The organism is Leisingera sp. S2M4, assembly GCF_055398055.1.
The window spans coordinates 2,149,355-2,169,264 of record NZ_AP040861.1 but is presented as its reverse complement, the minus strand read 5'-3'; the positions used below and the strand labels follow the sequence as shown (position 1 = coordinate 2,169,264).

General features: G+C 64.2%; 19 protein-coding genes. 6 read left to right on the top strand and 13 right to left on the bottom strand.

From position 1 onward, the window contains the following. Window positions 1–203 precede the first annotated feature (203 nt). From ACZ52D_RS10530 to ACZ52D_RS10505, 6 genes are all read right to left on the bottom strand, one after another. A complete protein-coding gene (locus ACZ52D_RS10530; RefSeq protein ID WP_222454846.1) occupies window positions 204–512 on the bottom strand; it encodes a 4a-hydroxytetrahydrobiopterin dehydratase in 309 nt (102 codons plus the stop codon). Then, entirely contained in the window at window positions 509–1,696 is a 1,188-nt protein-coding gene (locus ACZ52D_RS10525) for a GNAT family N-acetyltransferase (protein ID WP_464441267.1), read from the bottom strand. Before ACZ52D_RS10525 ends, ACZ52D_RS10530 begins: the two co-directional genes overlap by 4 nt. Before the next feature lie 48 nt (window positions 1,697–1,744). Further along, the gene (locus ACZ52D_RS10520; protein ID WP_464441266.1) at window positions 1,745–2,518 is read right to left on the bottom strand and encodes a glycerophosphodiester phosphodiesterase family protein; all 774 of its coding nucleotides are present in this window, start codon (window positions 2,516–2,518) and stop codon (window positions 1,745–1,747) included. Continuing rightward, complete coding sequence (locus ACZ52D_RS10515) at window positions 2,515–2,973, bottom strand: RidA family protein (protein ID WP_369926611.1); 459 nt, start codon at window positions 2,971–2,973, stop codon at window positions 2,515–2,517. The genes ACZ52D_RS10520 and ACZ52D_RS10515 overlap by 4 nt, the downstream gene beginning before the upstream one ends. Before the next feature lie 170 nt (window positions 2,974–3,143). Further along, window positions 3,144–4,448, bottom strand: a complete 1,305-nt coding sequence (locus ACZ52D_RS10510; RefSeq protein WP_222454842.1) for an HlyD family type I secretion periplasmic adaptor subunit — start codon at window positions 4,446–4,448, stop codon at window positions 3,144–3,146. After that, a complete protein-coding gene (locus tag ACZ52D_RS10505) occupies window positions 4,445–6,178 on the bottom strand; it encodes a type I secretion system permease/ATPase (protein ID WP_464441265.1) in 1,734 nt (577 codons plus the stop codon). The genes ACZ52D_RS10510 and ACZ52D_RS10505 overlap by 4 nt, the downstream gene beginning before the upstream one ends. Before the next feature lie 170 nt (window positions 6,179–6,348). Here ACZ52D_RS10505 and ACZ52D_RS10500 point away from each other — a divergent pair, with 170 nt between their 5' ends. Then, a complete protein-coding gene (locus ACZ52D_RS10500; protein ID WP_369926608.1) occupies window positions 6,349–7,101 on the top strand; it encodes an MlaA family lipoprotein in 753 nt (250 codons plus the stop codon). Between the two features lie 3 nt (window positions 7,102–7,104). Beyond that, window positions 7,105–7,701, top strand: coding sequence for a Tgt2/MlaC family protein (locus ACZ52D_RS10495; RefSeq protein WP_222454839.1), 597 nt, complete (start codon window positions 7,105–7,107; stop codon window positions 7,699–7,701). A 344-nt stretch (window positions 7,702–8,045) separates the two neighbouring features. On the opposite strand, the gene ACZ52D_RS10490 is transcribed toward ACZ52D_RS10495, so the two are convergent. After that, window positions 8,046–10,262 carry a transglycosylase domain-containing protein gene (locus ACZ52D_RS10490; protein ID WP_464441264.1) on the bottom strand — a complete coding sequence of 739 codons (2,217 nt, stop codon included), beginning with the start codon at window positions 10,260–10,262 and terminating at the stop codon, window positions 8,046–8,048. 302 nt (window positions 10,263–10,564) lie between these two features. On the opposite strand from ACZ52D_RS10490, the gene ACZ52D_RS10485 reads away from it, so the two are divergent. The 3 genes from ACZ52D_RS10485 (at window position 10,565) to ACZ52D_RS10475 (ending at window position 13,490) form a co-directional block, all read left to right on the top strand. Continuing rightward, complete coding sequence (locus ACZ52D_RS10485) at window positions 10,565–10,903, top strand: P-II family nitrogen regulator (RefSeq protein ID WP_222454837.1); 339 nt, start codon at window positions 10,565–10,567, stop codon at window positions 10,901–10,903. Window positions 10,904–10,928: 25 nt separating this feature from the next. Continuing rightward, window positions 10,929–12,263 carry an ammonium transporter gene (locus ACZ52D_RS10480; RefSeq protein WP_369926885.1) on the top strand — a complete coding sequence of 445 codons (1,335 nt, stop codon included), beginning with the start codon at window positions 10,929–10,931 and terminating at the stop codon, window positions 12,261–12,263. A 360-nt stretch (window positions 12,264–12,623) separates the two neighbouring features. Then, on the top strand, window positions 12,624–13,490 hold the full coding sequence (locus ACZ52D_RS10475; protein WP_464441263.1) for a sulfotransferase domain-containing protein: 867 nt from the start codon (window positions 12,624–12,626) through the stop codon (window positions 13,488–13,490). 74 nt (window positions 13,491–13,564) lie between these two features. On the opposite strand, the gene ACZ52D_RS10470 is transcribed toward ACZ52D_RS10475, so the two are convergent. Then, a complete protein-coding gene (locus ACZ52D_RS10470; protein ID WP_222454835.1) occupies window positions 13,565–14,749 on the bottom strand; it encodes an amino acid aminotransferase in 1,185 nt (394 codons plus the stop codon). Continuing rightward, window positions 14,749–15,603, bottom strand: coding sequence for a 3-mercaptopyruvate sulfurtransferase (gene sseA / locus ACZ52D_RS10465; RefSeq protein ID WP_222454834.1), 855 nt, complete (start codon window positions 15,601–15,603; stop codon window positions 14,749–14,751). Before sseA ends, ACZ52D_RS10470 begins: the two co-directional genes overlap by 1 nt. Before the next feature lie 175 nt (window positions 15,604–15,778). Between sseA and ACZ52D_RS10460 the strand changes: the two genes are divergently transcribed. Continuing rightward, entirely contained in the window at window positions 15,779–16,987 is a 1,209-nt protein-coding gene (locus ACZ52D_RS10460) for a leucine-rich repeat domain-containing protein (RefSeq protein WP_464441262.1), read from the top strand. 10 nt (window positions 16,988–16,997) lie between these two features. On the opposite strand, the gene ACZ52D_RS10455 is transcribed toward ACZ52D_RS10460, so the two are convergent. The 4 genes from ACZ52D_RS10455 to ACZ52D_RS10440 all read right to left on the bottom strand — a co-directional run bounded on the left by ACZ52D_RS10455 (window position 16,998) and on the right by ACZ52D_RS10440 (window position 19,799). Then, the gene (locus ACZ52D_RS10455) at window positions 16,998–17,540 is read right to left on the bottom strand and encodes a hypothetical protein (protein WP_464441261.1); all 543 of its coding nucleotides are present in this window, start codon (window positions 17,538–17,540) and stop codon (window positions 16,998–17,000) included. Between the two features lie 228 nt (window positions 17,541–17,768). Next, window positions 17,769–18,251 carry an SsrA-binding protein SmpB gene (gene smpB, locus ACZ52D_RS10450; protein ID WP_222454831.1) on the bottom strand — a complete coding sequence of 161 codons (483 nt, stop codon included), beginning with the start codon at window positions 18,249–18,251 and terminating at the stop codon, window positions 17,769–17,771. A 46-nt stretch (window positions 18,252–18,297) separates the two neighbouring features. Continuing rightward, entirely contained in the window at window positions 18,298–19,152 is an 855-nt protein-coding gene (locus tag ACZ52D_RS10445) for a DMT family transporter (RefSeq protein ID WP_222454830.1), read from the bottom strand. An 86-nt stretch (window positions 19,153–19,238) separates the two neighbouring features. Continuing rightward, the gene (locus ACZ52D_RS10440; RefSeq protein WP_464441260.1) at window positions 19,239–19,799 is read right to left on the bottom strand and encodes a helix-turn-helix domain-containing protein; all 561 of its coding nucleotides are present in this window, start codon (window positions 19,797–19,799) and stop codon (window positions 19,239–19,241) included. Window positions 19,800–19,910 lie beyond the last annotated feature (111 nt).

Genomic DNA, 19,910 nt, shown 5'->3' with positions numbered 1-19,910 from the left:
CCGCCCGCAAACCTGCGGCGGCGGTCCTGCCCGGATCGCTGCCGGTGCTTAATTTTCTGTTAAAAATCAGGTCAGAAGCCATGCCCCAATGTTTCGCGCGGGAAACATTGGGGCAGTCCTGCTGACCCATTTTGCGAACCACGCGCCTTGCCTTGTTTCAACGGGCTCAACTGGCGCGATGACGCCGCGATACTTGTCGCGGCTCAGTCCTGAGGTTCGCCGAACAGCCCGTCCATCTTGCGCGCCAGCTTGGCGTCCTGGGCGCTGATGCCGTCGACATCATGGGTGGTCAGCACCACTGTCACCTGGTTATAGACATTGCTCCACTCCGGGTGGTGGTTCCATTTTTCCGCCCAGATCGCGGCGCGGGTCATCCAGCCGAAGGCATCGGCGAAATTGGTGAACTTGTAGGTCTTGGTGATCGCATCGCGCCCCTCGACCATCTTCCAGCCGGTGGCGAACAGCGGCTGCAGCAGCGGGCCGCGGGTGGCGTCGGAGAGTTTTTCGGTCATTCTTTTTCCTCTACTTGCGCTTTGCGGAACGGGCCATATTCGGTGAGGATTTCGATTTCCTCGTCGACCGCCGCGCGTTCGGCCTCCAGGTAGCGGCCAACCGCCTCGGCAAAGCCCGGATCTGCGATCCAGTGCAGACTATGGGTCTGGCGCGGCAGGTACCCGCGCGCCAGTTTGTGTTCCCCCTGCGCGCCGGCCTCGACACGTTGCAGCCCAAGGGCAAGCGCCAGTTCGATGGCTTGATAGTAGCACAATTCGAAGTGCAGGCAGGGGTGATGTTCCGTGCAGCCCCAATAGCGGCCGAAAAGAGTGTCGCGGCCGATGAAATTCAAGGCACCTGCCACCGGGCGGCCGTTGCGCTCAGCCAGAACCAGTGCCACGTCATCGGCCATGGTGCGATGCAGCAGGTCGAAGAAGGACCGCGTCAGGTAGGGCGAGCCCCACTTGCGGGCGCCGGTGTCCTGGTAGAACTCCCAGAAGGCATCCCAATGCGCGGGTTGCAGGCGATCGCCCTGATAGACATTGATCTCGCCCCCGAAACACTGCGCCTGCATGCGTTCCTTGCGGATGTTCTTGCGCTTGCGCGACGACAGCGCCCGCATGAAGCCCTCGAAATCGGAATAGCCCTCGTTCTGCCAGTGAAACTGCTGGCTGCTGCGCCGCATCAGGCCCATTTCCTCGCCCAGCCGGGCCTCGTCCTCGGTGCAGAAGGTTATGTGCAGGGACGACAGGTTGTTCTGCGAGGCGAGCTGCACCGCGCCTTGCAACAGGGCCGAGTGGCCGACGCCGTCAAAGCCGGGGCGCACCAGGAATCGCCGTCCGGTGACCGGTGTGAACGGCACTGCCATCTGCAGCTTGGGGTAATAATGCCCGCCGGCCTGCTCATAGGCATGCGCCCAGTTGTGGTCGAAGACGTATTCGCCCTGGCTGTGCCCCTTGGCATAAAGCGGCGCGCAGGCGATCAGCTGCGCGTCCTTGTAGGCGGTCAGATACTGCGGCTGCCAGCCCGTCCCCGGCCCCACCGAACCGCTTTGCTCAAGCGCCAGCAGGAACCGATGGGTGGTGAAGGGATCGCGCGCCCGCCCCCCTTGCGCAACCTCGGGGCACGCGCAGGCGTCCCACTCTGCCGCCGGGATCTGCGTCAAAGATGGCAGCAGCTGAATCTTGATCTGAGCGTGATCCATGGATTTCCTCCGCACCGCTTCCATGATGTGGGGTGTGCCCCTGCTTAATCAAGATGTTAGCGGCGGCAGGTATCCTTCAAAGGTCACGTTGTCAGCGAGCGCCTGCACCGCGGCCCCCTGCGCCGCCGAAGTCACCGTCCAGCACAAGACCGGCACCCCCTCGCTGCGCATGCGCTGCACCAGCGGGCGCGCCAGATCGCTTGCCTCGTGACTGATAAAGGCACTGTGGCTGCGGTCAAAATCCGGAATGCCGCGCAGATGGTCGCAGGTCGCCTCCGGCAGCTCGGGCCAGTCTTGCGGCACGTAGGCGCTGGTGACCAGTCCCCGCGCAAGCCTTGGCGACAGTTGCGCCATCGCCGCCACTGAATGGGGGTTGAAGGACATCAGCGCCACCGGCCCTTGATACCCGTCCAGCGCGGCCGCGGCGGCCTTCTCCAACCGACCGTCCCCCGGCCCCATCTGGCCATGCTGATCCTTCAGCTCGATCAACAGCGGAACTTGTCCCGCCACCATCGCCAGCACCTCGGCCAGATCCGGGATGCCCTCACCGTCGCCACCTTTCAACGACGTGGCGCGCAGCTGGTCGCGGCTCTGGGCCCGGACCGGGCCTCGGGCCTGCGCGAGACGGTCAAGATCATCATCGTGAAACACCATGGCACAGCCGTCGGCGGACAGCTGCAGGTCGATCTCTATGCCATACCCCGCGGTCAACGCCGCGCGGATCGCCGCGCGGCTGTTCTCGGGCCGCCCCGCCGAGGCATCATGCAGGGCACGATGCGCCAGCGGCACGGCCAGGAACTCGGCTGGCAGGGCCGGTGTCATCGGATCTGGAATACGCCGTCGATCTCCACCGCCACGCCCAGCGGCAAAGACGGGCAGCTGACGGCCGAACGCGCGTGACGCCCGATGTCGCCCAGCACCTCGACGAGGAAATCGGACGCGCCGTTCACGACCTGCGGCTGCTGGGTGAAATCGGCGGTCGAATTGACGAAGGCGCCCAGTTTGACGACCCGCACAAGGCGCTCCAGATCGCCGTCGCAGGCTGCCTTCAGCTGGGCCAGCAGGGCAATGGCGCAGCGCTTGGCCGCAGCCTGGCCTGCCTCGACGTCCATGTCCGCGCCAAGGGTGCCGGTGATCAGGCCGTTTTCATCCGCAGAGATCTGGCCAGAGATGTAGACCATGTCACCGCTGACCACATAGGGCACGTAGTTTGCCGCCGGGGCGGGTGCGTCGGGCAGGGTCACGCCCAGGTCTTTCAGCTTTGCTTCGATGCTCATGGTGGCATTCCTCCAGTTCAGTTCTGGTCGGACGCTACTCGCCCGCCGCGAAATCGGAAAGAGCAAATGCGTAGCGGCGGCGTGGCATTGCGCCATCCGCCCGCTCCGAGCCCCTGCCCGCTTGCGGCGCACGAAAAGGTGCGCCGACGCCCCATCGCACTGGGGCAACATCAGCTTTCGCGGAAGGCCTTGTTGAAATAATCGGCCAGCGGCTTGACCAGATAGGCCAGCGGCGAGCGGTCGGCGGTGCGGATGTAGCTTTCCACCGGCATCCCCGGAAGCAGCACCGTACCGGCTGGCAGCCGTCCCTGCTCACCGGGGTTCAATTCGATCTCGGCCCGGTAGTAGGACAGACCGCTCGAAGGATCCTCGAACGCATCCGCCGAGACCTGTGTGACCTCACCAAAGAGCTCCGGCGTGGTGCGCTGGTCCAGCGCCGAGAACCGCAGGGTCACCTGCTGGCCGGTGTACAGCTGATCGATGTCGGTGGGCGCCACCTGCGCTGCGATCACCAGCGGGCGGTCCTGCGGCACGAGGTAGAGCACCGGATCGGCCGGGCGGATCACCGAGCGCGGCGTCTGCACCTGCAGCCCGTAAACCACGCCCGAAACCGGCGCCGTGATGTCGAGCCGTGCCAGACGCTGGCGCAGTGAGCGGCGCGTTTCGGCCAGCTCCAGCTCCTGGTAACGCAGATCACGCAAACGGCTGATGGCCTCCTCGCGCCGCCCAGTGGCCAGCTTGAGGATCTCGATGTCGATCTCGGTGACGCGGCCCTCGGCCTGCGCTTCGGCAGCGACCAACTCCCCCAGCTGGCCGTCCAGATTGGCCTGGGTACGCCGCAGGTTCAGCACGGTCGTCGCCTGCGCGAGGCCGCGATCCAGAAGCGACTGCTGGTTGCTCAGCTCTTCCTCGATCAGCTCCAGCTGCACCTGCATCGATTTCTGCTGCGCCTGGATACCGCGGATCTGCTCTTCGATCTGACCGCGACGTTTTTCCAGCTGCTCGATCTCGCGCGCGGTGGTGTCCTTGCGGGCCTGGAACAGCCGACGCTGGCCTTCGACCAGATCCTTCACATCCGGCTGGCGTTCGGCCGCCTCCAGCAGCTCCGGGTCAAAGGTTATGGCGTCCGCCTCGTCCCGCTCGGCCTCCAGCCTGCCACGGCGCGCCATCAGCTCGAACAGCTGGCCTTCGGTGATCACCAGCTGCGACATCAGCTCGGTCGCGTCGAGCCGGATCAGCGTATCGCCCTCGGCAACGGTGTCGCCCTCGTCGACCAGGATCTCGGCGACGATGCCGCCATCCAGGTGCTGCACCACCTGACGGTTGCGGTCGACCTCAAGACGTCCCGAGGCCACCACCGCACCGGAAATGGAGGACATTACCGACCAGGTGCCGAAACCGCCGACCAGCACCAGCAAGGTCAGCACCCCGAGGATCATCGGCCGCCGCGCGGTCCATTGGTTTGCAGCGCTCATCGCACACCTCCGGCACCGGTGGCCTGGCGGATATTCTGATGGTTGGCGACCATTTCCTGCAGGACCTTGTCCTTGGGGCCAAAGGCGGTCTGTGTGCCCTTGTCGATGACCAGCAGCATGTCACATTCCTGAATGGCAGCCGGACGGTGCGCCATGATCAGGACCGAGCGGCCCTCGGCCTTGATCTGCTTGATCGCCTGGTTGAGCGCGATCGAGCCCTCGTTATCGAGGTTGGAGTTCGGCTCATCCAGGATCACGATCACCGGGTCATCATACAGCGCGCGTGCAAGGCCGACCCGCTGCATCTGCCCCCCCGACAGCCGCCCGCCGGAGGCTGTGACCTTGGTGTCATAGCCCTCGGGCAGCTTCAGGATCATCTCGTGAGCGGCGGCCTTGCGCGCGGCGGCAACCACCTTCTCGGCATCGGGCTCCTGCTGGAGACGGGCGATGTTCTGGGCGATGGTGCCGTCGAAGACCTGGATGCGCTGCGGCAGGTAGCCGATGTGGCCGCCCAGCACGTCCGGCGCATATTGGTCCAGTGATGCCCCGTCGAGCCGCACCGACCCGGCGGCTGGCCGCCAGACCCCGGTCAGCGCCCGCGCCAGGGTCGATTTGCCGGCACCGGACGGGCCGATCACCCCGATCGCCTGGCCGGGCTGCACCCGGAAGTTGACGTTTCGCAGCAAAGGCGTGTTGCCGCCCGGCGGCACCACGGCCAGCCCCTGCACCTCCAGAAGCGCCTTTGGCTTTGGCAACGCGGTACGGTCAGCCTCCTCCGGCACCTTGTCCAACAACTCGGCCAGGCTGTGCCAGCCCTTCAGGGCGCGCTGAACCATGCCCCATTGACCCAGCCCCAGTTCGATCGGAGCCAGGGCGCGGCCCATCAGGATCGAGCCCGCGATCATCGCCCCGGGCGTCACCTCGTTCTGCAGCACCAGGTAGGCGCCCAATCCCAGCATCGCCGATTGCAGGAACAGGCGCAGCGTTTTGGTCAGCGTGGTGAAACCGCCGCCGGTGTCATTGGCAGCGACACTGTCCGCCAGCGCCGCATCGCGGGCCTGTTTCCAACGAGAGAAGGACGCGCCACGCATCCCCATCGACTGGATCATCTCCGCCTCGGTGCGGATTTCCTCGGACATGAGGTTGGCCTTGTGGCCGGTCATGTTGGCCTTTTGCATCGGCACGCGGGTGAAGATCTGGTTCAGCACCGCGATCAGCACCAGCACCGCGCCGCCGGCCAGCGCCAGCAGTCCCAACCAGGGGTGAAACAGCGCAATGCCCGCCAGAAAAACCGGTGTCCACGGCAGGTCGAAGGCCGCCCCGAGCACCGGTGACGCGATCAGCCGTTGCACAGATTCAAGGTCGCTGAGGCCGGTCTGCGCGGCCGGATCCTGCGCCACCGCGGAACGTCGGATCATCGCATCGAACACCCGCCGATCCAGCGCAGCCTGGAACCGCGCCCCGATCCGCGCCATGATGCGGCCGCGGGAATAATCCAGCAGCCCCATCATGCCATAGAGGAACACCACGAGCAGCGACAGCGCCAGCAAGGTCGCCTCGGACCGGCTCCCCAGAACCCGGTCGTAGACCTGCATCATGTACAAGGGCCCGGTGAGCATCAGCAGGTTCACGAAGAAGCTGAAAATTCCGACGGACCAGTAGAGTCCGCGGCTTTGCCGCCGCACCGCGCGCAGCTCTTCGTAGCCGTTCCTATAAATGCTTTTATTCATGATCAGACTGCAATAGTGGTTCCGTGGCCTCGGCTCAGGGCTGATTTGTAGCAGTTCTGGCCCAAGGCAGGTAAAAAAATGTAATCAGACTGGAAAACGGCCGGAAAGCTCTTACGTCGCTTTTGATCCGCCGCCCCCTTATCAAGTGGACCCTTATCCGAATGCCTTTCATGTTGCGACTACTAAAAATCCCGGCGGTGTTTGTGTTGGCGGCGCTGGCTGCAGGCTGTGCCACACAGGATCCGGTGGCCCGCAGCGCAGGCGAAGTTTTTGACCCCTACGAGAATACCAACCGCGCGGTTCACGGCTTCAACCGCGGCGTTGACCGGCTGGTGTTCCGCCCCGCCTCGAAGGGCTACGTCTCGATCGTTCCGCCGGATATGGTCACAAGTTTCGGCCTGTTCGCGGAAAATCTGTCGATGCCGGGGCAGGCCGTCAACGCCCTGCTGCAGGGCGATTTGAAATCCACCGGCGCCGCGCTGACGCGTTTTGTCGTCAACACCATCTTCGGGATTGGCGGGCTGGGCGATCCGGCATCGGATTTCAACGTGCCGGAAGTTGACACCGATTTCGGCGAAACGCTGCACGCCTGGGGCGTGGGTGAAGGCGCATATGTGGAATTGCCGCTGCTTGGCCCGTCGACCAGCCGCGATGCCGCGGGGATCGCAGTGGACTTCGTTCTGAACCCCTTGGGCTATGTCGAGCAGAATACCGCCAAGAACATCAGCATCTACGCTGAGATCGTGCGGCGGATGGGGGATCGTGGCAATTATTCCGACACCATCGATTCGATTCTCTACGAGAGCGCCGACAGCTATGCGCAATCGCGCCTGATCTACCTGCAAAATCGCCGGTTCGAGCTGGGTGACGGAGCGGAGATCAAGGAAATCGACCCGTTCGAACTGGATACTGAAGGATTCTGAATGATGAACCGCCGTACTTTCCTGTCTTCGCTTGCCGCTGGCGCCGCCGCAGTCGTCTCCGCCCCCGGGGCGCTTTGGGCGCTGACCGAGAGCCGGGCAAGCACGCTGATCAACAACCTGGTGGGCGACATCAACCGGGTGATCGAATCCGGCAAGGGCGAGACCGCCATGTTCCGCGAGTTCGAGCGCATCTTCTCGCGTTACAGCGACACCTCCTACATCGCCGCCTACGCCCTGGGCGTGGATGGTCGCCGGGCCAGCGCGGCCCAGAAACGTGCGTTTTCCAAGGCGTTCCAGGGCTACATCGCGCGCAAGTACGGCAAGCGGTTCCGGGAGTTCATTGGCGGCAAGCTGGAAGTCACCGGCGTCAAGAAGGTGAAGAAGTGGTATGAGGTCAGCACCATCGCCTACCTCAAGGGCCAGTCGCCGTTCGAAGTGACGTTCCTCGTGTCGGACCGGTCGGGCAAGGACCTGTTCTTCAACATGTTCATCGAGGGTGTGAACCTCCTGCTGACCGAACGCACCGAGATCGGCGCGATTCTGGACAGCAAGGGCGGCGACATCAACGCGCTGATCGCGGAACTGGAACGCCAGGGCTGAGGCCGGTCGAGAAACGAATAGACACCGGGCTCGCCGTCAAATCCGAACAGCCGCCGAGCCCCGTGACTGGACACACAGAAAAGGCTCCCTGAAAAGGGAGCCTTTTTTCGCGTTTCGCGCGCGCCGTTTACCGTCCAGCTCGTCCGCCCTGCGCCATGGCACCAATGATGCGACATGCGCCCGTGATCCGACGTCTTGAACAGGGCCGCCAAGGAGTGCGACGCGCGCCGCACCCCCGGTGCGGCGCCGGGCCCAACCGGCGCAAGCGCCCCGCAGGGGGCGCCGAGCCGGGCGGGAGCACGCCCCTTTCTGCGCCAATTGTCGGCACAGATTGGGACAGGCCGTCAGTTGCCCAGAATGTCGCGCAGGATATTGTCCACGGCACGCCCCAGCTCCTGGCCCAGGTTGGGCACCTGGCGCTTGCGACGCTCTCGTCGGGTGGGCTGCGGCGGCGGGGCGATCGGTGCAGGCTCCAGCATCGGCAGCGGCTTTGGCTCCAGCCCCTCGTGGACCCGCACCATGGTTTCCCGCCAGATTTCGGCAGGCAGGCCGCCGCCCGTCACCCCCGTCAGCGGCGTGTTGTCATCGTAGCCCATCCAGACGCCGGCCACGTAATCCGCGGTGAAGCCGATGAACCAGGCGTCCTTTGCTGCCGATGTCGTGCCGGACTTGCCCGCGGCCTGCCAGCCGGGGATTTGCGCCCGTCGCCCGGTGCCTTCGGAGATGACCTTCTCCATCATCCAGACCAGCTGCTGCGCCGCTTCGGTGCGGACCACCCGCTCCCCGATGCCGCCGCTGGCGCCCATCAGCGCCTCGCTGTCGGCAACCAGCCGCAGCTCATTCACCCCGTAGGGCGTCACCGAAGAACCGCCGTTGAGGATGCCCGCATAGGCGCCGGTCATCTCCAGAAGGGTGCTTTCGGACGCGCCGAGCGCCAGCGCAGGTCCCGCCGCGAGATCACTGTCGATGCCGAAATCGCGCGCCACGCGGCTCACCTTGTCGCGGCCCACCGCCTCCGAGAGCTTGACCGCAGGCACGTTCAGGGAATCGCGCAACGCCCGCGCCAGGGTGACCTCGCCATAGAACTTGCGTGTATAGTTCTCCGGGCACCATTGGCCTGATCCGGGAATGTTCATGCAGTATCGTGCATCAAGCACCCGGTCATAGGGCGAGTATCCAAGTTCCAGCGCGGTGGCATAGACGAAGGGTTTGAAGGCCGACCCGGTCTGCCGCTTGGCCTGGGTCGCGCGGTTGAACACGCCCGACACCCGCGTCTTTCGTCCACCGACCAGCGCGCGCACGGCGCCGTCGGCACTCATCACCACGATCGCGGCCTGCGCCTTGGAGCCTTCGCGGACCTTGTTCTCAAAGACGTATTTCAGCGCCTCCTCGGCGGCACGTTGCAGTCGCTGATCCAGGGTCGAGCGGATCACGACGTCCTCGGTGGTCTGATCGCCAAGGAAATCGGGAATGCTGTCCATCACCCAATCCGCAAAGTAGCCCCCGGCCCGCGCTGCCGCTGCCTCGCTCAGCCCGGCCGGGTTGTTCTGAAACCGCGTCATCTCGGCCGTCGTCAGGTAGCCCTGCTCCTGCATCAGCCGCAGCACCGTCGCGGCCCGATCCTGCGAACGCTTGAGATCATTGGTCGGCGCCAGCGTCGAGGGCGCAGTCAGCAGACCCGCCAGCATCGCGCCCTCGGCCGGGTTCAGCTGGTTCGCGGACTTGCCGAAGTAGCGCTGCGCGGCCGCCTCGGCGCCATAGGCCCCGCCGCCCATGTAGGCGCGGTTCATGTAGATCGAGAGGATATCATCCTTGGAGTATTTCAGCTCCATCGCCAGCGCGAAGATCGCTTCGGTGCCCTTGCGCCACAGCGAACTCTTGCGGCAGTCGGCCTCGTAGGCGCGCTCGTTCTCCCATTCCGCAGGGTCATAGATCCGCCCCAGGCACAGGAGTTTGGCGGTCTGCTGGGTGATGGTCGAGCCGCCATGCCCCGACAGCGGCCCCCGCCCTTCGCGCAGGTTGATGCGGATGGCGCTGGCGATGCCGCGCGGCGAAATCCCGAAATGCTGGTAGAAGCGCTTGTCCTCGGTCGCGACGATGGCGTTCTTCAGATGCGGCGAGACGGTGTCGGCACGCACCACGCCGCCGAACTGGTCCCCCCGCCAGGCGAAGACTTCGCCATTGCGGTCCAGCAAGGTGACCGATCCCCGCGCGCGCCCGTCAAGATAGGCCGAGACCTCGGGCAATCTTGCGTATTGGAACGCCACTGCGACCGCCACCAGCAAGCAGGCCACCATGCCAATGCGCCAGGTGAAGCCCCAGAGCAGCCGGAACGCCCAGACGAAGGGCGCCAGAAGCAGGCCGAGGGGGCCGCGCTTTTTCCGCACCGGTCTGGGGGCCGGTTTCCTGGGCCGGAACAAGCCCAGCAGACTGAAGCCTCCACGGCGCTTGCCCGTCGCCGGCTTGCGCCCGGACGTCTTGGCGGCGGCAGGCTTGCGCTTGCCACCTGCATAATTGCGCTTGTCTGCCACCAAGGGCTTGCGCCCGTTTCCTTGTGCCATCTCGAAGTCCTGCCCGGTTTACCCGTTTGCGCCGACAATACCCCGGCGCCATGGGAATGTAGAGGGGCCAGAAGCCCGCAAACCTGCTTTTCCAGATGTCCGGTTTTTAGGCGACTGCCCCAAAAGGCGCAAAATTTTTGTGCGCCCGGCGCGCTGCACGCGGAAACCTGCTCCCAATTTATAGGCACGACTCGGCCCAGCGTCTTTTCTGCAGATGCAAACGCGCCTGACAGCTGCCCCGCAACGGACAGCGCCTGAGGGCAAACATTGGACGGAAACTGGGCAACCCAAGGGGTACTGAGATGAAAATGATCATAGCCGCCATCAAGCCCTTCAAGCTGGACGAGGTCCGAGAGGCACTGACTGGACTGGGCGTCAGCGGATTGATGGTGAATGAAATCAAGGGCTTCGGCGCGCAAGCCGGGCATACAGAAATCTACCGCGGGGCCGAATACGAAGTGAACTTCGTGCCCAAGGTGAAACTGGAGCTGGTGGTCCCGGACGAGCTGGCCGAGCCCGCCGTCAGCGCCATCGCCGAAACCGCCCGCACCGGCAAGATCGGTGACGGCAAGATTTTCGTGCTGGATGTCGAACAGGCTGTGCGGGTGCGCACCGGCGAAACCAACCTCGAGGCGCTGTAAGGCGCCCGCCATGGAGGAAAGACTTATGAAGAACCTGAAACTCCCCCTTGCGGTGCTGGCGCTGGCAGCCCTGCCGGGCCTGGCGCTGGCCCAGGACGGCCCGGTGGCCGGCGTGAACCCCGCGACCGACACGGTGTTCATCCTGAACTCGCTGCTGTTCCTGATCGGGGGCTGCCTGGTGTTCTGGATGGCCGCCGGTTTTGCGATGCTGGAAGCAGGTCTGGTGCGCTCGAAGAACGTGACCATGCAGCTGACCAAGAACATGGCGCTGTTCTCGCTGGCGGCCGTGTTCTACTGGCTGATCGGCTACAACCTGATGTATCCGCTGGGCAACTGGGCGATGGACGGGGTTCTGTCCGGCGTCTTTGGCCCCGGTGTTCTGGAAGCGGTCGGCATCACCGCCGATGCGGCGGATGACTATTCCTATGCCGCCACCGGCTCGGACTTCTTCTTCCAGCTGATGTTCTGTGCGGCCACCGCCTCGATCGTGTCGGGCACCCTGGCCGAGCGCATCAAGCTGTGGCCCTTCCTGATCTTCACCGTGATCCTGACCGCCGTGATCTACCCGCTGCAGGCCAGCTGGAAATGGGGCGGCGGCTTCCTCGACCAGATGGGCTTCCTGGACTTCGCCGGTTCCTCCGTGGTGCATTCCGTGGGCGGCTGGGCGGCTCTGACCGGCGCGCTGATCCTCGGCCCGCGCATCGGCAAGTACAAGGACGGCAAAACCGTACCGATGCCCGGCTCCAACCTGGCGCTGGCGACCCTGGGCACTTTCATCCTGTGGATGGGCTGGTTCGGCTTCAACGGCGGCTCGCAGCTGGCGATGGGCACGGTCGGTGACGTGGCGGACATCAGCCGCATCTTCTCCAACACCAACGCCGCAGCCGCAGGCGGTGCCGTGGCAGCGCTGGTGCTGACCCAGGTGCTGTTCCGCAAGCCTGACCTGACCATGATCCTGAACGGCGCGCTGGCCGGCCTCGTGTCGATCACCGCAGAGCCGCTGACCCCGAGCCTGGGCATGGCCACCCTGATCGGCGCAATCGGCGGCATCATCGTGGTCTTCGCGGTGCCCTTCCTCGACAAGCTGAAGATCGACGACGTGGTCGGCGCGATCCCGGTCCACCTGATCTGCGGCATCTGGGGCACCATCGCGGTTGTGCTGTCCAACCCCGACGCCTCGCTGATGACCCAGCTGACCGGCATCGTGACCATCGGCGTGTTCACCGTCGTCGCCTCCACCGTCGTCTGGCTGATCCTGCGGGCCACCCTCGGCATCCGGGTCGACGAGGAAGACGAGGTCAACGGTCTGGACATGGCGGAGCTGGGCATGGAAGCCTACCCCGAGTTCTCTCCGAGCTGACTTTTCAGCCCTTGAAACAAAAGCGCGGCGCCTGCTTCAGGCGCCGCGTTTCGCTTTGGACGTAGACACTTACTCAGCGGCCCAAGTCGCATCATCCACCACGGATCGGGCGCACGTTTTTGGCGTATTAAGGGCGGAGTTCGAAGCCGGAAGTCGGTTTCTTGCCACGGAGCCGCTCCGCATTACTTCTTTGGGCCAGAGGCGCGATGACCTTGGTTTACACGTTAGCTACAGCCGTTCCCTCGAATGCCCGAAGGCACGGCAGTTTTTTTGAGGAACGGATCATCCGGCCTCGCTGCCGACTGCCAATAGGCAATTCCGGCGAGGGCAGATCCCGCAGCGGGTCGTGGAGGCTCGAATATGAAACCCAATTTTATCATTGCCGGTGCTCCAAAGTCTGCGACTTCCTGGCTGGTGAATGCACTCAAACGCCACCCCGATACCTACCTGCCCCGGAGCGAGCTGCATTTTTTCAATATCAAAGAAAATTTCGCTCGCGGCTTTGGCTGGTACTGCCGGAAGTTCGACCCAGGGAGAGGGCGGCGCGCGATTGGCGAGAAAACTCCCAACTATATGTGGATTACGCCAGCCCCGCACGAAAGCCGCTTTGGCACTCATCTTCCGAATATACATAAGGCCATTCATCGCCTGCTGCCGGACGTAAAGCTGATCTTTGTGCTACGCGACCCGGTAGACCGCTTGGTTTCGGCCTTTAATCATTACCGCAGAAGCGGCCAGTTTTCACCGTATTGGGATTTGGAAGATGTCGTCTTCGGCCGCAAGGCGCATCTAGGTGAGAAATACGGCCTGATAGACATGGGGCTATATGCAAAACACCTTGAGGCCTATTATCAGTTATTTGATCGAAGCCTTCTGAAGGTGATTATTACCGAAACCGACATCAAAGGCGCCGCAGATAAGACTTTGGAAGACATATGCCGGTTTTTGGACATTGATCCCGGACATCCGGAGATGAATCCCGAGAAGGAAATTAATTCCTTTGACCCCATACGGGTCTCCCAAGCCTATCTGAACTACCTCAATCCGTTTCCGAATGTGAAATCGTTCAAACGGGGCGCGCGGTTCGCCTCAAAAATTCTGAGGGGGCCACCGCTGAAAAAATACGTCCCGGACGAGAACATCTCGCAGAAAATCGCCGAAATCTATGCCGGACCCAACCAAATACTATTCAACTTAATTGATCGGCAGGATGTGAACTGGAAGTAATCCGCCCCGCCGGATAATCCAGCCTCCACGCGGGCCGCGCCATAAGGCGCGACCCTTCGTTGGCGGCCTGAAGCTTAAACGCCCGCGTCGACGATCGCCTTGGCAAGCACGGGAACCGTCTTGGTGTTCAGACCGGCAATGTTCAGGCGGCTGTCGCCAACCATGTAGATGCCGCTGTCGACGCGCATCTTCTCGACCAGTTCGGGCGTGGTGCCCAGAAGCGAGAACATGCCGCGGTGCTGGGCGATGAAGCCGAAGCGGTCCGAACCGGTCAGGCGCTGCAGTTCATCGGCCAGTTGCTGGCGCAGGGCCAGCATGCCCAGACGGGTTTCCTCCAGCTCCGCGGCCCAATCGGCGCGCAGTGCCTCGTCGTTCAGGATCATGGTCACCAGGCGCGCACCGTGGTCCGGCGGGAAGGAATAGTTCTGCCGGTTCAGAAAGGCCAGCGTGCCCTGGTTCAGCGCCTGCGCGCCCTTGTCCTGGCTCACCGCCATCAGCAGGCCGGTGCGCTCGCGGTAGATGCCGAAGTTCTTCGAGCAGCTGGCTGCGATCAGCACCTCGGGGCAGCCCGCGGCGACCATGCGCACGCCCTTGGCGTCTTCTTCCAGACCGTCGCCAAAGCCCTGGTAGGCAATGTCGATCATCGGGATCAGGCCGCGTTCGTTCAGAAGCGCGATGACCTCTTTCCACTGGGTCTCGTTCAGGTTGGCGCCGGTCGGGTTGTGACAGCAGCCGTGCAGCAGCACCACGTCGCCCTTCTCGGCGCCCTTCAGGTCCTCGATCATGCCGTCGAAGTCCACGCCGCGGGTTTCGCGGTCGAAGTAACGGTAGGTGACGGTCTCGATGCCAACGTATTTCAGGATCGAGATGTGGTTCGGCCAGGTCGGATCCGAGACGAAGACGCGCGCCTTGGGGTTGGCCATGCGGATCATCTCGAAGGCCTGGCGCACCGCGCCGGTGCCGCCGGGCGTGGCAGCGGCAGCGATGTTTTCGCGCGCGACCGCATCGCCGAGGATCAGCCCGATCATTGCGTCCGCATAGGCCGGATCGCCCGCCAGGCCGGTATAGGCCTTGGTGGTCTGCTCTTCCCACAGCTTGTGTTCGGCCGCCTTGATGGCGCGCATCACCGGGGTGACGCCCTCGGCATTCTTGTAGACGCCGACACCTAGGTCGACCTTCTCGGCGCGCGGATCGTCGCGGTACATCTGCATCAGCGCCAGAATCTTGTCAGCTGGCTGGGGTTTGAGGGTCTCGAACATCAGTTCTCTCCGGTTGCAACGGGAAGGGTCGGGAAGGCACCCCATTCCGCCCAGGAGCCATCATAAAGCGCGTGATCGGTCTTGCCGATCCGCTCCATGGCAAGGCTGAGGACGGCGGCTGTGACACCCGATCCGCAGGTGGTGATGGCAGGTTTGTTCAGGTCGACCCCGGCAGCGGCGAAGGCCGCGCGGATGCCGTCGGCATCCTTCATGGTGCCATCCGCGTTCAGCAGGGTCGTGAAGGGGACGTTCTTGGAGCCGGGAATATGCCCGGCGCGCAAACCTTCGCGGGGCTCGGGCTTGTCGCCGCGGAACCGCTCGGCGGAGCGCGCATCGATGATCTCGTGATCGCCCAGCTTGGATGCGGCGGAGACCTGGGTCACATCGCGCACCAGCTGGTTCTGCACCCGCACCGTCATGTGGCGGTCCCGGATCACCGGCGGCAGATCCTCGACCGGGTGCCCTTCGGCCTGCCATTTCGGCAGGCCGCCATCCAGCACCGCGACATTGGTCTGCCCCATCAGGCGGAACATCCACCAGACGCGGGCCGCGGAGAACAACCCCTTGCCGTCGTAGATCACCACCTGGTGGCCGTCGCCGACGCCCATGGCGCGCAGCCGCGACATGAACTTCTCAACCGGCGGCATCATGTGCGGCAGGTCCGAGCGGTGGTCGGAAATCTCTTCGATATCAAAGAAACGCGCGCCGGGGATATGCGCGGCCTCGTATTCCGCCCGCGGGTCGCGCCCTTCCTGCGGCAGATACCATGAGGCGTCCAGGATCCGCAGATCCGGGTCCTTCAGATGAGCAGCCAGCCAGCCCGTGGACACAAGCGTTTTCGGATCATCCAGCATCGAAGCGTCTCCCTGTCAGCGCTGGCGCCATGCGTACAGCCGCCAGCCCATCGGTGCAAGCCATCCGCGATTTTTACGGTCTGTTACGAGTTTGTTGCGAGGGTGCTGGCGGCGAATGATCGCACCCCTGCTCAAATACCGGCATTTTTCCAAGGCCAGACTACAGGCGTCATTGATGATAAACTTACGCATCTTACTTGCGATCCTCGCAGCGGCGCTTTCGCTGGCCAGCGCCGCCTTTGCCGACGACACATGCGCGCCGGTCGGCCAGGAATGTATTCCGGATGACGCGCATACCCAGCAACTGCGCATCGGCCCGCAGACCCCAAGCCTGAACGCGCTGCCAGCCCTGCAGAACCTGCAAGATCTGACCCTGATCGCCGAGCTGCATTACGAGATGCCCGTTGATCTCACTCCGCTGGCCGCGTTGCCGAACCTGGAAAAGCTGGCCCTTGTCGGCATCCATGCGGTGGATCTGTCACCGCTGCTGCAATTGCCCAAGCTGAAACGCCTCAGTCTTGATTCCGTCTCCGCGCCGGATTTCACGCCCCTTGCCAGGTTGACCTCCCTGGAACACCTGTCTGTCTGGGGGATCGACGCGGTAACCGACCTGGAATTCGCCCGCGACCTGCGCCAATTGCAGAGCCTGAACATCGCGGATTCCGGTGTCACCGACCTGTCACCGTTGACCGGCCTCGACACGCTGGAGGTCTTCCTGGCGTTCAACACCGAGATCACCGACCTGTCGCCGCTGGCGGCGGCGAACCTGCGGGTCGCCTGGATCTCGAACTCTCCGGTGACCAGCCTGGCTGCGCTGGCGGGGTCAACACGCCTCGAGATGCTGCGCGCCGAGGGCACCCGGTTGCAGTCGCTGGACGGGCTGGCCAACAAACCGGCGCTGCGCACCGTGATCCTGTCCGACACGCCGGTTGCGGATCTCGGCCCGCTGGCCGGAGCGACAAGCCTGCGGGAACTGGCGCTGAACCGAACGGAGGTGCAGGATCTGGCGCCGCTGTCAGGGTTGCATTCTCTGCGCAAGCTGGACCTGACGGGCACACCGATCAGCAGTCTTGAACCGCTGGCGGGCAGTGGCATCCGGAAACTGTCGGTAACCCAAAGCACGCTGGGCGACCTCTCCGGGGTGGAGCATCTGGCGGAGCTTCGGGATTTTTGCCTGTCCGGCACCGCCGTGAGCGACCTGTCGCCCCTGACCGGTCTGAAGAACCTGGCCATTCTGCGCGCTGTCGGATTGCCGAGAGAAACCCTGGCGCCGGTCGTCGAGATGGACAGCCTGCGCATCCTGGTGACCGGAACCGGCCACGGCAAGCCCAAGCGCCTGCTTGGGCAGGAGCAGATCCGCGCCCATTTCGGAGCGCAGTTCTAAACCACGCGGCTCATCCGACCACCTGCAGCCTTGGGGCCTGCGGTCGCCTGCCCGGCCGTCCCACGGCAAAGCGGTGCGCCAGGGCCAGGCCTGCACGAATCACATGCGGGTCCATCTGGCCCTGAGTCACCTCAACCACCGCGTCCCGCGCCGGCGGGGTCTCGTCCCGGCGCATGTAATGCAGCATCCGCAGCAACGCCGCCTCATCCGCCGTGACGCAGGCACGGTTCTCCAGATCAAAGGGGCTGATGCAGGCGAACTGCCCGTCCCGGCACTCCAGCACGGCCCGCAGCAGTTTCATCGCCATATGGGCAGCCGCCAACCCCAGGGTCTCTCCCCAGCGTTCAGCCGCAATCGTATAGGCGCTTTGCCATGCCTGCTGCCGAGGATCAGCATGCGCCAGCAGAAAATGGCGCAGCACTGGCAGGAGCCCCTGCTCAAACTCATCGACCCCCAGCGACGCAACCGGCGCGGGCAGCGAAGCGGCATCCTGTGCCGAAACAGACGGGGAGTCAGCGCGCTGCGGGGCAGCATCAAATACAGAAACAGTCATCAGCAGATCCAGTCACCAAGAGAACAGCGGCGCGAGTGCCGCAGGGAGGAACCGGGCTTGATCCACGAGGGTATCTGCTGGGCGAGTAGTATCTGACTCATATTGTCAGGATTTGCAAGCCCCCAATAAAGCGCCGCAAGACTGCCAAGGCCGCACCCGTTAGCCAGAGGCCATCAGCAGCTGCTGGACAACGGGTCGGGGACAGCGATGATGCCGCTCTGGCCTGTGTTATCGGGCGTCCTTCAGCAGCCGCTGTTTCTGACGCCCCCAGTCACGCTTGGCCTGAGTTTCGCGTTTGTCGTGCAGCTTCTTGCCCTTGGCGATGCCCAGTTTCACCTTCGCGCGTCCCTTGTGGTTGAAGTACATCACCAGCGGGACAAGGGTCATCCCCTTGCGCTGGGTCAGGTTCCACAGATCGGACAGCTCTTTGCGCGACACCAGCAGCTTGCGGCGGCGGCGCTCCTCGTGCTTGAACACCTTGGCCTGCTCATAGGGCGGGATGTAGGCGTTCACCAGCCACAGCTCGCCATCTTCGACGGCTGCATAGCTGTCGGCGATATTGGTGCCATTGCCGCGCAGCGCCTTGACCTCGGACCCTTCGAGCACGATGCCGCATTCGATATCGTCCTCGATCGCGTAATCGAAGCGCGCGCGACGGCTTTCGGCGATCACCTTGTAGTTCGGGTCTGATGTCTGTTTTTTCTTGGCCATGGGAGGCAGATGTAAGGCGGGCGGGCGGCAGGCGCAAGATGGCCCGTCACGCCTTGGCGCTGCGCAGCAGGGTGAACACGCCGCTGCCGACGATCACCGCGCTGCCGATCAGGGTCAGCAGGTCCGGGCGCTCGCCGAATACCAGCACGCCCAGCACCATGGCAAAGACCAGCCGGGTGTAGCGGAACGGTGCGATCACCGCGATCTCGCCCGCCCGCATCGCGCCCGACAGCGCGTTATAGGCAATCACGCCGATCACCGTGGCGGCGGCCAGCTGCAGCCACTGGCGCGGCTCCGGCCAGACCGCGCCGCCGGTCCAGCCCAGCGCCAGCGCGCCCGCCACCACCAGCATGGCAAAGCCGAGGAACCCCAGCTGGCTGTTGCGCATGTCCTGCGGGGCGGCCCGGGTGGCCAGGTCGCGCCCGGCAAAGCCCAGCGTGCCAGCCACCGCAAACAGCGAGGCGGGCTCAAACCCGCTGAGACCCGGCCGCAGAATCAGGAGCACGCCGACAAAGCCGAGGCCGATTGCCAGCCAGCGCCGCCAGCCCACGGTCTCGCCAAAGAACACCACCGCCCCGGCTGCCACCACCAGCGGCGTTGCCTGCAGGATGGCAGAAGCCGAGGACAAGGGCGTCAGCGCGATCGCCAGCGTGAAGCACAGCCGCCCGACCACCTCCGCAACCGAGCGCAGAAGCATCGGGCGCGTGCCGAAGGCCGGGTGCCACGGGCGGTGCCCCTGCGCACGCGCCATCGCGGCAAAGACTGCCATGCCGCCCAGGCCGAACAGGATCAGGATCTGCCCCACCGGCAACGCGGCGGCGGCGGATTTGAGGAACATGTCCTCCAGCGCAAAGGCCCCCATCGCCAGCACCATCAACAGGCTTCCGCGCAGCGTATCCATGCAAGACCTTTCCGCAAAAATCACTTCAACTGAATGTCTGCACCGATTGGTAGGCCCCGCGCAGAAAATTCACAAGTGAAGCGATGTCAGCCCGGCTGCGGCAAACCCGCCTGACGGTAGTGGTGCATGTTCAGAAACACCGCGCCGCTGGTTCCGCTGCGGTAGCCATGCGGCTGGTCGGCGGCAAAGCGCAGCCCCTGACCGGTGTCCAGCGCCACCCAGGCGCCATCGCGCAGCAGCTCCATCCGGCCTTGCAGCACGAACACCTCTTCGGTGACGCCGGCATCATGGGGCTGCGACTGGTGGCACTGGCCCGGCTTCAGCGTCACCTGGAAGGTCTCGGCCCCCAGCAAGGGATCGAAGGGGAACACCATCTTGACCGCGATGCTGCCGGGGAACTGCACCGTCTCGTAGACCCCGTCGCCCTCGCCCGCGGGCCGGGTCGCCTGGCCGATCAGCGCGGTCAGCGGCAGGTGAAACCCCTTGGCGATCTTCCACAGGGTGGCGATGGTCGGGCTCGATTCGCCGCGCTCGATCTGGCCCAGCATCGCCTTGCTGACGCCCGTCACCTCGGCCGCCTTTGACAGGCTCAGCCCCGCTGCCGTGCGAATATCCCGCAAATTCAGGGTAATGCTGTCGTCACTCATGGTCCTTGCCTGCCCCCAACCGCCGCCGCCAGAAAACGCTTGTGCGCTATAACGCACGTGTGCCAGTGTGCGCTATAACGCACGGCCACCCTATGCCACCCGGCAGCCAAG

Coding starts and splice junctions, on each gene's coding strand:
- ACZ52D_RS10530 (WP_222454846.1), bottom strand. CDS start 512: ATGACCGAAAAACTCTCCGACGCCACCCGCGGCCCGCTGCTGCAGCCG.
- ACZ52D_RS10525 (WP_464441267.1), bottom strand. CDS start 1,696: ATGGATCACGCTCAGATCAAGATTCAGCTGCTGCCATCTTTGACGCAG.
- ACZ52D_RS10520 (WP_464441266.1), bottom strand. CDS start 2,518: ATGACACCGGCCCTGCCAGCCGAGTTCCTGGCCGTGCCGCTGGCGCAT.
- ACZ52D_RS10515 (WP_369926611.1), bottom strand. CDS start 2,973: ATGAGCATCGAAGCAAAGCTGAAAGACCTGGGCGTGACCCTGCCCGAC.
- ACZ52D_RS10510 (WP_222454842.1), bottom strand. CDS start 4,448: ATGAGCGCTGCAAACCAATGGACCGCGCGGCGGCCGATGATCCTCGGG.
- ACZ52D_RS10505 (WP_464441265.1), bottom strand. CDS start 6,178: ATGAATAAAAGCATTTATAGGAACGGCTACGAAGAGCTGCGCGCGGTG.
- ACZ52D_RS10500 (WP_369926608.1), top strand. CDS start 6,349: ATGTTGCGACTACTAAAAATCCCGGCGGTGTTTGTGTTGGCGGCGCTG.
- ACZ52D_RS10495 (WP_222454839.1), top strand. CDS start 7,105: ATGAACCGCCGTACTTTCCTGTCTTCGCTTGCCGCTGGCGCCGCCGCA.
- ACZ52D_RS10490 (WP_464441264.1), bottom strand. CDS start 10,262: ATGGCACAAGGAAACGGGCGCAAGCCCTTGGTGGCAGACAAGCGCAAT.
- ACZ52D_RS10485 (WP_222454837.1), top strand. CDS start 10,565: ATGAAAATGATCATAGCCGCCATCAAGCCCTTCAAGCTGGACGAGGTC.
- ACZ52D_RS10480 (WP_369926885.1), top strand. CDS start 10,929: ATGAAGAACCTGAAACTCCCCCTTGCGGTGCTGGCGCTGGCAGCCCTG.
- ACZ52D_RS10475 (WP_464441263.1), top strand. CDS start 12,624: ATGAAACCCAATTTTATCATTGCCGGTGCTCCAAAGTCTGCGACTTCC.
- ACZ52D_RS10470 (WP_222454835.1), bottom strand. CDS start 14,749: ATGTTCGAGACCCTCAAACCCCAGCCAGCTGACAAGATTCTGGCGCTG.
- sseA (WP_222454834.1), bottom strand. CDS start 15,603: ATGCTGGATGATCCGAAAACGCTTGTGTCCACGGGCTGGCTGGCTGCT.
- ACZ52D_RS10460 (WP_464441262.1), top strand. CDS start 15,779: ATGATAAACTTACGCATCTTACTTGCGATCCTCGCAGCGGCGCTTTCG.
- ACZ52D_RS10455 (WP_464441261.1), bottom strand. CDS start 17,540: ATGACTGTTTCTGTATTTGATGCTGCCCCGCAGCGCGCTGACTCCCCG.
- smpB (WP_222454831.1), bottom strand. CDS start 18,251: ATGGCCAAGAAAAAACAGACATCAGACCCGAACTACAAGGTGATCGCC.
- ACZ52D_RS10445 (WP_222454830.1), bottom strand. CDS start 19,152: ATGGATACGCTGCGCGGAAGCCTGTTGATGGTGCTGGCGATGGGGGCC.
- ACZ52D_RS10440 (WP_464441260.1), bottom strand. CDS start 19,799: ATGAGTGACGACAGCATTACCCTGAATTTGCGGGATATTCGCACGGCA.